The organism is Branchiibius sp. NY16-3462-2, assembly GCF_001594145.1.
Classification (GTDB): Bacteria; Actinomycetota; Actinomycetes; order Actinomycetales; family Dermatophilaceae; genus Branchiibius.
On record NZ_LVCF01000008.1, the window covers coordinates 1 to 13,502 of the forward strand.

11 protein-coding genes and 1 pseudogene are annotated in these 13,502 nt (G+C 66.6%); 7 read left to right on the plus strand and 5 right to left on the minus strand.

Annotated elements, in window-relative coordinates; genetic code table 11:
• Positions 1-87 precede the first annotated feature (87 nt).
• Together AZH51_RS05070 and AZH51_RS05075 are read right to left on the minus strand one after the other, a co-directional pair.
• Complete coding sequence (locus tag AZH51_RS05070; protein WP_291521992.1) at positions 88-438, minus strand: VOC family protein; 351 nt, start codon at positions 436-438, stop codon at positions 88-90.
• Between the two features lie 192 nt (positions 439-630).
• Positions 631-771 (minus strand): hypothetical protein, encoded by a 141-nt coding sequence (locus AZH51_RS05075; RefSeq protein WP_291521994.1) that lies wholly within the window; start codon positions 769-771, stop codon positions 631-633.
• A 274-nt stretch (positions 772-1,045) separates the two neighbouring features.
• On the opposite strand from AZH51_RS05075, the gene AZH51_RS05080 reads away from it, so the two are divergent.
• From AZH51_RS05080 to AZH51_RS05110, 7 genes are all read left to right on the plus strand, one after another.
• Positions 1,046-1,309 (plus strand): heavy-metal-associated domain-containing protein, encoded by a 264-nt coding sequence (locus AZH51_RS05080; protein WP_367188028.1) that lies wholly within the window; start codon positions 1,046-1,048, stop codon positions 1,307-1,309.
• The gene (locus AZH51_RS05085; RefSeq protein WP_291521996.1) at positions 1,306-2,262 is read left to right on the plus strand and encodes a hypothetical protein; all 957 of its coding nucleotides are present in this window, start codon (positions 1,306-1,308) and stop codon (positions 2,260-2,262) included. The genes AZH51_RS05080 and AZH51_RS05085 overlap by 4 nt, the downstream gene beginning before the upstream one ends.
• Positions 2,263-2,388: 126 nt before the next feature.
• Positions 2,389-4,611 (plus strand): cation-translocating P-type ATPase, encoded by a 2,223-nt coding sequence (locus tag AZH51_RS05090; protein ID WP_291522012.1) that lies wholly within the window; start codon positions 2,389-2,391, stop codon positions 4,609-4,611.
• A gap of 242 nt (positions 4,612-4,853) precedes the next feature.
• The gene (locus AZH51_RS05095; protein WP_291521998.1) at positions 4,854-5,801 is read left to right on the plus strand and encodes a cation diffusion facilitator family transporter; all 948 of its coding nucleotides are present in this window, start codon (positions 4,854-4,856) and stop codon (positions 5,799-5,801) included.
• Positions 5,802-6,094: 293 nt separating this feature from the next.
• Positions 6,095-6,694 carry a DUF1541 domain-containing protein gene (locus AZH51_RS05100; protein WP_291522000.1) on the plus strand — a complete coding sequence of 200 codons (600 nt, stop codon included), beginning with the start codon at positions 6,095-6,097 and terminating at the stop codon, positions 6,692-6,694.
• Positions 6,695-6,755: 61 nt separating this feature from the next.
• Positions 6,756-8,942 carry a heavy metal translocating P-type ATPase gene (locus tag AZH51_RS05105; protein WP_291522002.1) on the plus strand — a complete coding sequence of 729 codons (2,187 nt, stop codon included), beginning with the start codon at positions 6,756-6,758 and terminating at the stop codon, positions 8,940-8,942.
• 11 nt (positions 8,943-8,953) lie between these two features.
• On the plus strand, positions 8,954-9,286 hold the full coding sequence (locus AZH51_RS05110; protein ID WP_291522004.1) for a metal-sensitive transcriptional regulator: 333 nt from the start codon (positions 8,954-8,956) through the stop codon (positions 9,284-9,286).
• 577 nt (positions 9,287-9,863) lie between these two features.
• On the opposite strand, the gene AZH51_RS05115 is transcribed toward AZH51_RS05110, so the two are convergent.
• The 3 genes and pseudogenes from AZH51_RS05115 to AZH51_RS05125 all read right to left on the minus strand — a co-directional run.
• Positions 9,864-12,710: a hypothetical protein gene (locus AZH51_RS05115; RefSeq protein ID WP_291522006.1), complete on the minus strand. Its 2,847-nt coding sequence runs from the start codon at positions 12,708-12,710 to the stop codon at positions 9,864-9,866.
• Positions 12,711-12,787: 77 nt separating this feature from the next.
• Positions 12,788-13,120, minus strand: a complete 333-nt coding sequence (locus tag AZH51_RS05120; protein ID WP_291522008.1) for a hypothetical protein — start codon at positions 13,118-13,120, stop codon at positions 12,788-12,790.
• A 257-nt stretch (positions 13,121-13,377) separates the two neighbouring features.
• Positions 13,378-13,502: pseudogene (locus tag AZH51_RS05125) on the minus strand (IS630 family transposase); the annotation flags it as partial.

The following is a 13,502-nucleotide window of genomic DNA, read 5'->3' on the forward strand; positions in this document are numbered from 1 at the left end:
ACAGGCACGATGGACCATGCGATGGAAGCCAGCACTGAACGTGTTCGCGACCGTCTTCGAAGGCCGCTGGCCCACCGCAGAGCAGTACTAACCATGAGGGCCGAAACACCGAATTTCGGATAGTCCCCGACCGTTGTGCTCGGTGTTGGTTTGGCCCGGTTTGCGTCGTTGGGGGTCGGCCCAGTGCTCGATGTCGTCGGCCTGGATCTGTGCGTATGCCCGGTCGAAGTGGTCGTCGTCGAGCAAGAAGGCGATGTGAACCGGTGTGAATTCCACGGCGGGATCGGCGAACTGCAGGAGCACGCCGTCATCGAGCTGGAGGTTGACGAAAGGCCCCCAAACGGGGGCGTCGTTGGCTTCGAGCAGTCGCTGGTAGAACGCGGCCGACGCCGTCGGGTCGTTTGCGGCGATGATGGTGTGGTTGAACGTGGCTGTCATTGGTTTCTCCGTCGTGGGTGGGTGGATCCGGAACTGTCGATGGTTCGGATCGCCGACGGAGGGGCTCGGCCGGTCGGGGCCGGCTGGAGCCTGGTCAGTGGACGGCCGGATTGCCTTTCGGGGAGCGGCTCGGGGCCTGTCCGGTCAACACGTCGTCAGGTTAACAGTGCCTCGGACGTGGGGGTCGAAGGATCAGCTCGCTGCCCGGCTGTGCGCGAACCGGTAGGACTGTGTGCCGGTTTCGATAATGGTGCCGTGATCGACGATGTACTGGCGGAACTCGTCGGCGCGGGCATAGAACCCGGCCAGATCGTCGGGGCTGTCGGGCCGCACGAGCCCCTCCAGAGTCGGCCAGCCGCGAGGGTGTGATCGGCCTGCATGATCGCGTCACTGACCAGGTCAGAGGCGTGCTCGCCGACCAGCCGGTAGAACGCGGTGTTGCCGTCCTGTTGCTTCTTTGCCCGTCCATGCCCCAGGCAAGTCGGCTCTTTCGTCGACCCGCAGCTGCGTCCGCATACCCCGTTAGGGTACCTTGGGGAATACCCCCATGGGGTATGAGCGTTGTGGCTCGTACCCCGATCACGAGAAACCCGAGAGGACCGCTTTCATGTGCACTTCCTGCAACTGCGGCACCACGACCGACCAGAACACCCAGTCCGTCACCATCGGTCAGGAGCCGGCGTACACGGTGACCGGGATGACCTGTGGGCACTGCGTGGCATCGGTGACCGAGGAGGTCAGCGACATCCCGGGCGTGCGTGACGTGGTGGTTGATCTGGCCACTGGCAGCTTGACGTTCGACTCCGACCAGCCGGTCGCCCGTGACGCCGTGGAGACGGCTGTGCGCGACGCCGGGTACGCGCTGGCATGAACACTGCGACCCGGCTGGGCTCCTACGGCGCCGCGCTGGTGGTGTTGGCCGGTGGTGGCTACCTGCTCGGCGGTCAGGTCGATGCCGGCCCGGCGGCAGCGCAGCATTCCACCCATTCCTCGATGAGCACTCCTAAGGAGGGTGACCAGATGAATATGACTGACAACACGAACAGTTCACTGCCGCAGGGCCTGGCCGTGGCGCGGGGCGGGTACCGCCTGTCGTTGCCGGCCACCGGGTACAAGGCCGGCACGCAGACCGTGTCGTTCCAGATCCTCGGACCGGACGGCAAACCGGTCACCACCTACCGGGCCGCGCACGAGAAGGACCTGCACCTGATCGCGGTCCGCCGCGACTTCTCCGGCTTCCAGCACGTGCACCCCCGCCTGGATGCGGCGACCGGGACGTGGTCGGTCCCGTTGGACCTGACTTCGGGCACGTGGCGGGTGTACGCCGACTTCGTGCCCGCCGGTGGGTCCGACCTGGTGCTGGCCAGCGACGTGCTGGTGCCCGGTGACCCCGGAGACCCGTCCCTACCAGACCCGCAGCGGACCGCGACTGTCGGCAAGTACACGGTCACGGTGACCGGGTCGCTGGTGTCGGGGAAGCACTCGATGCTGGACTTCAAGGTCACCCAGGACGGCAAGCCGGTCACCACGTTGCAGCCCTACCTGGGCGCCTACGGGCACCTGGTCGCGTTGCGCGAAGGTGACCAGGCCTACCTGCACGTCCACCCCGACGGCGAGCCCGGTGACGGCACGACCGCCCCCGGCCCGCAGATCGGATTCGGTGCCGAGGTACCCAGCCCGGGCCGATACCACCTGTTCCTGGACTTCAAGGTCGACGGGCGGGTCTACTCCGCACCGTTCACCCTCGACGCCGCCCGCGGCACCACCGCGTCGACCGGCGACACCGGCGGTCAGCAGACCGGTTCGGGTCACGACAACCACTGACACACCACGTTCAACCAACGCATGAAGGAGGACCAGATGGCAACGGCAACACAGACCGGGGCGATCCCGGCTGAGGGCACCGGGCCGGTCCCGGCGGGGACCGATGTCGAGCTCCTGCTGACCGGGATGACCTGCGCCTCGTGCGCCAACCGGATCGAGCGCAAACTCAACAAGCTCGACGGCGTCACCGCCACCGTCAACTACGCCACCGAGAAGGCCAAAGTCACCCACAGCGATCAGGTCAGCACCCAGGACCTGGTCGCGGCGGTCGAATCCGCCGGGTACGGCGCCCGGCTGCCGCAGCCACCGGCCGATCGACCCACCCCAGGTGCGCAGGCCCCCACCGAGACCGCTGACCGGGAAGCCGACGCGGCGTTGACATCGCTGCGGAATCGCCTGGTCGTCTCGGCGATCCTGTCGGTCCCGGTGATCGCGGTCGCGATGGTCCCGGCGTGGCAGTTCACCTACTGGCAGTGGCTGTCGCTGACGTTGGCCGCCCCTGTGGTGGTGTGGGGTGCGTTCCCGTTCCACAAGGCGGCCTGGACCAACCTGCGGCACGGCACCGCGACGATGGACACCTTGGTCTCGATGGGCACGATCGCCGCGTTCGCCTGGTCGGTGTACGCCCTGTTCTGGGGCGATGCGGGGATGCCGGGGATGCGGCACAGTTTCGAACTGACCATCGCCCGCACCGACGGCACGTCCAATATCTACCTGGAAGCCGCCGCCGGCGTCGTCACGTTCATCCTGCTGGGCCGGTACCTGGAACACCGGTCCAAGCGCACCGCCGGCGCCGCGCTGCGGGCCCTGCTCGACATGGGCGCCCGGGACGTCGCCGTGCTACGGGACGGCACCGAACAACGGATCCCGGTCGCCCAACTGGTGGTCGGTGACCGTTTCGTGGTCCGCCCCGGGGAAAAAATCGCCACCGACGGCGTCGTCGACGAAGGCCGTTCGGCCGTCGACGCGTCCATGCTGACCGGTGAGTCCGTGCCGGTCGAAGTCACCCCCGGCGACACCGTCGTCGGGGCCACCGTGAACGCCGGTGGCCGGCTGGTGATCACCGCGACACGGGTCGGCGCCGACACCCAACTGGCGCAAATGGCCCGGCTCGTCGAAGACGCCCAGACCGGTAAGGCCGCCGTGCAACGCCTCGCCGACCGGATCTCGGGGATCTTCGTCCCAATCGTGATCGCGATCGCCGTCGGCGTGTTCGGGTTCTGGCTCGGCACCGGTGCCGGCGCGGCCGGAGCGTTGACCGCCATGGTCGCCGTGCTGATCGTGGCCTGCCCGTGCGCCCTCGGCCTGGCCACCCCGACCGCGTTGATGGTCGGCACCGGCCGCGGCGCCCAACTTGGCATCCTGATCAAGGGCCCCGAAGTGCTGGAACAGACCCGCACGGTCGACACGATCGTGCTGGACAAGACCGGCACCGTCACCACCGGGCAGATGACCCTGGCCGGCACGCACGTCGCCGACGGGCAGGACACCACGCAGGTGCTGCGGCTGGCCGGGGCCTTGGAAGACGCCTCCGAACACCCCATCGCCCGCGCCATCGCCGATGCGGCGCGTGAAAGCGGCGACCTGGGCACGGTCGAAGACTTCGCCAACATCGAAGGCCTCGGCGTGCAAGGCATCGTCGACGGGCACGCGGTCCTGGTCGGGCGCCCGCAACTGCTCGCCCAATGGTCGCAATACCTCACCGGCGACCTGCAGGACGCTTTCGACCAGGCCCAAGAGGCGGGTCAGACCGCGGTCGCGGTCGGCTGGGACGGGCAACCACGTGCCGTCCTGGTCGTGGCCGACCAGATCAAAGACACCTCCACCGAGGCCATCACCAACCTGCGGGGCCTCGGGTTGCGCCCAATCCTGCTGACCGGAGACAACACGCGGGTCGCGCACACCGTCGCCGCCCAGGTCGGCATCGACACCGACGATGTGTTCGCCGAAGTCCTGCCCGCCGACAAGGTCGACGTCGTCACCACACTCCAATCCCAGGGGCGGGTCGTCGCGATGGTCGGCGACGGCGTCAACGACGCCGCCGCCCTGGCCCAGGCCGACCTCGGCCTGGCAATGGGCACCGGCACCGACGTCGCGATCGAGGCCAGCGACATCACCCTCGTGCGCGGCGACCTACGCGTCGCCGGCGACGCGATCCGGTTGTCCCGGCGCACCCTCGCCGTGATCAAGAGCAACCTGTTCTGGGCATTCGGGTACAACGTGATCGCCATCCCGATCGCCGCCGCCGGACTGCTCAACCCGATGCTCGCCGGCGCCGCCATGGCCTTCTCATCCGTGTCGGTCGTCACCAACAGTCTGCGGCTCAAGCGATTCCGCTCCACGCTGTGAACACCCGGCAGCTGACCGGCTCTTCGCACCACCCCCTGGTGGCGCGAAGAGCCCGGGCGGTCGCCTGGTGGGCAGCCGGCTGCCTGACCCGATGCGCCCTGCGCGCACTCACCGAACACTCCACCAGCCGGGGCCCAGGGCAGTGCCGACGATGAAGCACCCCAACGATCCAGCGTCGGACCGGCACCGCACCAGCGTCGGACCAGCACTGGGAGCCCAATATCACTTGAGGATGTTGCAGCATGACTGATCACGACACCCGCGGACATGACGAGCACGGCGGGCATTCCCACGGCGTGTCCGCCGATGCCGATCGCCGCTACCTGACCAGCGCATTGGTCTTGTTGGGCCTGTTCATGGTCGGTGAGGTCATCACCGCGTTCGCGTCTGGTTCGCTGGCGTTGCTGTCCGACGCCGGGCACATGCTCTCCGATGTCGGGGCGATCGCCGGGTCGTTGTGGGCCATGAAACTCGCCGCCCGACCGGCCAGGGGTGTGTGGACGTTCGGCTGGAAACGCGCCGAGATCCTCTCCGCCGCGATCAACGGCATCACCCTGCTGGTCGTCGCCGGCATCGTGGGAGTCGAGGCCATACGCCGATTGATCCACCCGCCGGACGTCGAAGGCGGCCCGGTCCTGGCGGTCGCGCTGATCGGAGTGGCCGTCAACATCGCCGCAGCCTGGTTGATCGCCAAGGCCAACCGGTCCAGCCTCAACGTTGAAGGCGCCTACCAGCACATCCTCACCGACCTGTACGGGTTCATCGGCACAGTCGTGGCCGGCGGCGTCATCCTGGTCACCGGATGGACCCGCGCCGACGCGATCGCCTCGCTGATCGTGGTCGCGCTGATGCTGCACGCCGCCCGCGGCCTATTGCGTGACTCCGGCCGCATCCTGCTCGAAGCAGCCCCGATTGGGACAGACCTGGCCGACATTCGCACCCACCTGCTCGAGGTCGACCACATCAGCGACGTGCACGACCTGCACGTGTGGACCGTCACCTCCGACCTGCCCGCACTGTCTGCGCACCTGGTCGTGGACGACAGCTGCTTCACCGACGGGCACGCCCCGCAACTACTGGACCCGGTCCAGCAATGCCTGCACGGACACTTCGACGTCGAACACTCCACTTTCCAACTCGAACCCGCCAGCCACCTGGCCCACGAAACCGCGGTCCACCACCCAGGGTGACCTCCGACGCGTGCCACTCGACCGGCCCTGGGGGGAGGAACGGCGTCTGCGGATGCGGCCCCTACCGCGACGGCGCCCCAGGTGGCAGATTTCGTCTCGACGGCCGCGACGAGCGTCGTCCAGCGCCTTGAAACTCAGGCGAGCCGGTGCAGGACTCGTCGTCGAGAACGCCGTCGTCCCGCTCGAATCCCGGGCAGGAGCCCAGATCGCGGGCGGTGAAAGACCCCAGAGACAACTGTGGATTACCCTATAGGGGTATGCGGTTATCGATTTCAAGTAGACAGGGAGCACACATGCGGAAACCGATCGCGACAGCACTGGCCGCCGGAGTCCTCGGCGGAGCTCTGGTCCTTGCCGGCTGCTCGTCGGGTGGCAGTGATCAGGCCTCGCCCAGCGGCGGCAGTCACCAAGGCCACGGCAACGGTCAATCAGGTGGTACAGGCAGTAGTGCCGCCGGGATGGATCATCCGATGGATGGCGGGCCCGCGCCTGCAGGGATCAAGAACGCGGCCAGCCCGAAGTATCCGGTCGGGACGAAGGTGAAGCTCACCGCCGATCACATGGAAGGCATGAAGGGCGCGAAGGCCACGATCGCGGGCGCGTACGACACCTACACCTACGCCGTGAACTTCACCCCCACCACCGGCGGCGACCCGGTCACCGACCACAAATGGGTCGTCCAGCAGGAGATCAGGGACGCCGGCGACAAGCGCCTCGCCGACGGCACCAAGGTCACGCTGGAGGCCGAGCACATGGACGGCATGAAGGGCGCGAAGGCCACCATCGCCTCCTCCACCGGCCAGACCGTCTACATGGTCGACTACGAGTCCGACGGCATGGAAATGACCAATCACAAGTGGGTCACGCAGAGTGAGATCCAACCGGCCTCCTAAGCCGGCAGCCGCGGGGTCCGCGGCGCGCGAGGCACGACCCGACCGAGGGAAGGAACCAGCGATGACAGATCCGAACCCGCACCAGCACTACCACGGCGACGATCTCAACGCGCACGGCGAGCACCAGGCCGTCGCCACGTCGCAGCCCGTCCAGCAGGCTGCCGGGCACGCCGGGCACGCCGGGCACCAAGACCACGGGCAGCACAGCCAGCACGCCGACGAGACGGATCACGACGGCCACGATGCCCACGGCGGGCATGGCGGCCACGGGGACCACGTGGGTCAGTTCCGCCGGTTGTTCTGGATCAACCTGGTCATCGCCGTTCCCGCGGTCACCCTCTCGCCGATGTTCGCGATGCTGCTGGGCTACGACGTTCCCGGATGGGCGGGCTGGGTCGCCGCCGTGCTGGGCACCGTCATGTACGTCTGGGGCGGCCGGCCGTTCCTCACCGGTGCCGTCAGCGAACTGAAATCCCGCACGCCCGGGATGATGCTGCTCATCGCCCTGGCGATCACCGTCGCTTTCTTCGCCTCCTGGGCGGCAACGCTCGGGCTCGTCCACCACGAGCTGGAGTTCTGGTGGGAGCTGGCCCTGCTGATCGTCATCATGCTGCTGGGCCACTGGGTCGAGATGCGGTCCCTGGCGCAGACCACCTCGGCGCTGGACTCCCTGGCGGCGCTGCTGCCCGACGAGGCCGAGCGCATCGAGGGCGAGAACATCGTCAAGGTGGCACCCGCCCACCTGAACGTGGGCGACATGGTAATCGTCCGCCCTGGTGGCAGCATCCCGGCCGACGGCATCATCGTCGACGGCCGCGCTGACATGGACGAGTCCATGATCACCGGCGAGTCCCGCCCGGTCTCCCGCGGGCAGGGTGACACCGTCACCGCCGGCACCGTTGCCACCGACTCCGGCGTGCGGGTGCAGATCACCGCGACCGGCGACGACACCGCCCTGGCCGGCATCAACCGGCTCGTTGCCGAGGCGCAGAACTCCTCCTCCCGCGCGCAGCGGATCGCCGACCGGGCCGCGGCCTTGCTGTTCTGGTTCGCCCTCGGCGCGGCGCTGATCACCGCGGCCGTCTGGACCCTGATCGGCATGCCCGACGACGCCGTCGAGCGCACCATCACCGTGCTCGTCATCGCCTGCCCCCACGCCCTGGGGTTGGCAATCCCGCTGGTGGTCTCAATCGCCACCGAGCGCGCCGCCCGCGGTGGCGTGCTGGTCAAGGACCGCCTCGCTCTGGAGTCCATGCGGCAAGTCGACGCGGTGCTATTCGACAAGACCGGCACCCTCACCAAGGGCGAGCCCACCGTCACCGGCGTCGAGCCGACCGGTGAGCTGGACGCCGACCAGGTCCTCGCCCTGGCGGCCTCGGCCGAGGCCGACAGCGAGCACCCGCTCGCCAAGGCCATCGTCACCGCCGCCAAGGACAAGGGCCTCGCCCTGGAACAGGCCAGCGGCTTCTCCTCCTCACCCGCCGTCGGCGTCACCGCGACCGTCGCCGGTCAGGAGGTGCGCGTCGGCGGCCCCAGGCTGCTGGAGGAGACCGGCCAGCACGAGGTCGCCGCGGCGGACCAGTGGCGCTCCGAGGGCGCGATCATCCTGCACGTCCTCCGCGGCGGCCAGGTGATCGGCGGCCTCAGGCTCGCCGACGAGATCCGCCCCGAGTCCCGCGATGCCGTCGACGCCCTCCACGCCCTCGGCGTCGAGGTCGTCATGATCACCGGCGACGCCGAAGCCGTCGCGAACGAGGTCGGCAAAGAGCTCGGCATCGACCGCGTCTTCGCCGGCGTCCGCCCAGAGGACAAGTCCGCCAAGGTCGCCCAGCTGCAACACGAGGGCAAGAAGGTCGCCATGGTCGGCGACGGTGTCAACGACGCCCCGGCCCTGGCGCAGGCAGACGTCGGCATCGCGATCGGCGCAGGCACCGACGTCGCTATCGCCTCGGCCGGGGTGATCCTGGCCAGCTCCGACCCCCGGTCGGTGCTCTCGGTCATCCAGTTGTCGAGGGCCGCGTACCGGAAGATGAAGCAGAACCTGTGGTGGGCTGCGGGTTACAACCTGATCTCCGTGCCGCTGGCTGCCGGCATCCTCGCCCCGGTCGGATTCGTCCTGCCGATGTCGGTCGGCGCGATCCTGATGTCGGCCTCCACCGTCGTGGTCGCCCTCAACGCCCAGCTCCTGCGGCGCATCGACCTCACACCCGAAGCCAGCACCCGCTCCGTCCTGGAGCACCAGAAGTGAAGGACACGACTATGAGTCCCGACACCAGCACTGACAGTACCGAGCTCGACGCACCGGTCCATCAGCACGGCTACATCAACGACAAGGACCGCTACCTGAGCCGCATGAAGCGCATCGAAGGCCAGGCCCGCGGCATCGCCAAGATGATCGACGACGAGAAATACTGCATCGACATCCTCACCCAGGTCAGCGCCCTCACCCGCGCCCTGCAAGGCGTAGCCACCGGACTGCTCGACGACCACCTCAAGCACTGCGTCCTCGACGCCGCCAAGCTCAGCGACGAGGCCGCTATAGAAAAGATCCAAGAAGCCACCGACGCCATCCACCGGCTCGTGCGCTCCTGAACCGGACCCAATCACAACACCGCGCCTCTCCGGGGAGAAGTCGAGCAGCGTCGAACGCGAAGGGGTATCCACTGAACGCCAGGGGCTTCTGACGGCACCGCCTGCCGCTACCCGTCAACACATCAGCGCACAGACTCCCGCGAATCTGCGCGAGAACATCACATAAGAAAGCGTGAGACAGCCCGAGATCGGCCGACGGCGTGACTCACCGCGATGGCGGAGGGGCAAACGGACAGGTCACGCGCCGGGACGGGTTGGCCTTGAGTCGAGCTAGGCGTAGGTAGAGACACCCTAGGTGTGGTGCTTGACGAGACCGCGCCACCAGAAACGGCGGCAGGTGGTTCGGATATGCCAATCGATGCCGACGCCGGTGTTGACCTGCTGGCGACCGTGGGGTGAGTAGGACTGTGAGATGTTCCGCATCCGCTCAAGACAGAGGCCCCGACGACGGCAACAAGTGCCCGGCGAACGCGCTGTCCGCTCATAGGGCCACCCTGGCAGTCGTGCCCCTGCGGGCCGCAACGTTTGCCGGATTTTGCCGACGTTGGTGTGCGCGAGGGTTCAACCCAGATTTCTCCTACGGCTCTTCGCTGAACTGAACTGGTCGTCGCCAGATCGATGCCATCAGTTCGAGGCGGAGAGCCGCCCCGAGCTCGTAAGAACCGGCGATCAGCGGACGCAGCGTCCGATCCAGGACGAACGCGATGTCTGGGTCGTCGACCAAGCGGAGCAGGTCGTCCAGATCGGTGCCCTCGAACCACAGCGACTCTTCCGTCCTCTTCAGGATTTCCATCGCAACTCGTAGGCGGTCATGGGTGTCGGGCTCATCCCACTGGTAAAGCTCGTTGCTGAACGCAGACCAGTCGGCCGTGCGGTTCCTTACCGGCGGCACCGGTACTGCAGGCCCGGCGCTGGCGAGGCCGAGCACCTCCACCGGTACACCAAGGGCTCTCCCGATCTCGGGGATGTGCAGTCGTACCTGTTCGGCATTCAAGTGAGACACGGCAGAGCCGTAGAGAGCGGAGCGCAGCGCGGCCCCGATCTGGTCGCGGGCGGCGGCCTCGGTGGCAGCGGCCATCAGCATTCGGGTGTAGTTCGGGAGGTCTAAAGCTGGCTCATATAAGTTCTGCAGCGCGTGGGCCAACAGCGGCATGAAGTGTTTTGGCGTGCGCACCATGCCGTCGTTGACGATCGCGGGTGCGATCTCGGGGCCGACGGGGAAGGCGCTGCCGAGCCTGGTTGGGGCATCTGCGTCCAGAGTTAGCACGAGATCTTTGACCGCTTCGTGCTCGTGTGGCTGCTGTTCGAAAAAGTACCTGCCGGCGGCAAACAGAAGCGTGTTGCGCCAGTGCGGGGACGGTGCAATGGCGCGCAGCCGGGGAAGGGTCTCCTCGAGCGATCCGGTTGTAAGCGCCAAGGCAGCCATCAGCTCCTGAAGCGAACGAACATCGAACCCGTAGCCGTCGTCGGCTCGCGGTGCCAACAGCACCAGACGGTGGGTCACCGCCTGCATGATTCTGTCCAGCAGGTGGGCATCTTTCCCCATCAGGTCGAACTCGTCCTCGTGGAGCACCTGCCAGGCGGTGGCCTTCAGCTCCTCAGGGGACAGCACGGCGACGAATCCCGTGGCGGCCTCGGAGAGTTCCTGCAGACGTAGCCCGACCTGCCGGTGCAGCTTCAGGATCAGCTGCGAGTGTTCTGTCAGAAGCCTTGCCAGCCCCGACTGCTTGGTCTGCTCGCGCTTCTCAACAGTCAGGTAGTAACCCCAAAATAGAGCGAACCGGCTCGGCGAGATCTGAGGCGACGTCTCGGCGATGATCGACATGATCAGGGTCTGGAGCGGGGTCCGCAGCAGGTGGCGGGTGCGCTCGTCCTCCGCGGCGCGCTCCAGGGACGAGACGATGCGCTCTCGGCGCTCGTCGTCGTCCGGGATTCGGAGCGCGGTCACCACGCGGCCGTACTGCAGTGCGTCTTGGACGGGCAGGTCGGTCAGGTCGACGCGCTCGAAAGACGTCTCGGGCAGCTCGCCGGTGTAGCCGGTGGGTCGAGTGGTGACGACCAGGAGGACGTCCCAGTTCTCAGTTTCTGCCGTGCCTGTAAGGGCCTCAATCTCGCCGACGATCTTCGCGCGGACGGAGGGCTCTGTGACTTCGTCCAGGCCATCGAGGATGACGATCGATGGCCACCTCTTGAGCCAGGTGTGCAGCACCCACGGCGGGATGGTTTTCGCGGATGTCAGCTTAGTAAGTCTCTCGGAGATCCAGCGCAGCAGGTTGTCGCCGCCATCGAAGCCGTATTCCTTTGCGAATGCTGCCAGGTCTACGTTGACTGGCCACCGACGGTTCGCAGGCGGACGTAAATCCAGCCGTCTCAAGGCGCTGTTAGTCGCCGCCACTACCGCCGCATGCTCCTCGCCTAGCTCGTCGGCCTCGTCGACGAACGCCGACCGGTACGCGTGTGTCAGGAACTTCGCAACCGTGGACTTGCCGTTACCCGGTGCACCGGTGACGATGACGTGTCGCGGCCTGTCTATCGTCGTCAAGCGGGGACGCAGCAGGTGTTCCCCTCGCTCCATCACGTAGCGAATCACGGGTACGGGTACGAGCTTGGGTGGGTCGCTGGCTAGGGCGGGCAGATCGATGACGACGTCCTCGACTGGAACACCTTTGGAGCCCGGGCTACCAGCTTCATCGAAGTAGATCCGCCGCTCGGACAGCAAAGCGTGACGGGCATGGTCACGCAGCACGGATCCGAGGTGCTCCGGGTCGACCTTGTCGGACAGCCACGACAGGTCAGCTAGGACGTCTCCGGCGGTCAGGAAGGCATCGAAGTTACGTCGGATCCCCTCGAACGCGTCGAGGTACCCATCAAGCTGGTTGCCGTCCCAGATCTTGAACTTGCGCAGCCCGTGCATCCGGTCGCGGCGGGCGTGACGGTGCTTGCGCGCTGCGGCCACGCGCGACTTTGCCAGGTTCTGCTCGGCCGCCTCGTCGTTGAGGCTGCGGAGATACTCATTGATCTTGTCGGTGATCGCATCGAACCCGCCGCTGCCGGGAACGGGGGTCAGGCGCACGTTTGTGGCGAATACCAGGTAGTCGGGAACCTCGCGCCGGCCGGAGTCAGGGTCGGCCCACGCCTTTAGCTCGCCCAGCACCTGCTTCTGGAACCAGGCTTGGTCTTTGGTGGTGCCCTCGAGCGTCTCCTTATTCTTGACCTGGAAGACAGTCGTTCCCTCCCAGACCTCTGCGTTCTGATCGTCAGATCCGGCACTCCACTTCAGGCGGCCATCGGCGAGCAGGTCCCGGCCGCCGTCCTTCCCCGAGCCCATCGGGCGCACCTGGGATCCCAGCGCGTTAAGCGCCACGGCCGCGACGAAGTCCTGGAGACCGACAGGGCCCAGCCGTTGGAGGTCGTGACGAGTCATCGTTCTTCACTCTCTATCAGCTTCAGTCTGCAGCTCGTCCTTGAGACGGCGAGGAGACGGGCACGTCGTCGAGGGAATCAGTGCGGCACGTGCTCCCACGTCACTCTGTAAGCGCTCGCACCCTTCTGCATGTCCTCGTAGAAGGAGTAACCCTGATCAATGTCGGTGAACTCGCGCTCGTGATCTTCACCGTCGTAGGTCTTCCAGGTCACTCGATACGTCACGGGGACGCCATCGACTGTCCACTTAGCACCATCCCATTGCGCACCCCCCAGGTCGGCCAGGTTAGCGCTGGGTTTGTCGCTGCCAAAGGCATCGGTCAGCCTGTTTAAAAAGCCCATGTAGGGGATGGTCTCAGCATCACCTCGTGCCAAGGGCGGCATCACGTGGGCGGGTTGCCAGGCGCTCAAGGTGGTCCGGTGCGCCCAAGACTGCGGACACCCTCGACAAGGACAGCCAATCAACTCGCCCGATGGGGAACGCGCGGCTCGGCACCTCGGCCAGGACGGAGCTCTAAGCACGTGTGCGCACACGTGTGCCGCCACCGGTACGGCAACCGTACTCCAGTCCATAACTCTGAATAATCGCCAAACGCACCGGCATAACGTCCGGTTTATGTTTCATACAAGCGCGGTCTATGACATGTTCGCTGCATCTCGACATACTACTAGTGCGCTGCGTTTGAAGTCTTCTGACGGTTGGCTTTCTTGAGGATGTCGTCTGCGGTCTTTGTCCAGACGAAGGGGTGTTTGCGGTCGTTCCAGCCGGTGATGAACGCGCGGATCTTGGCGT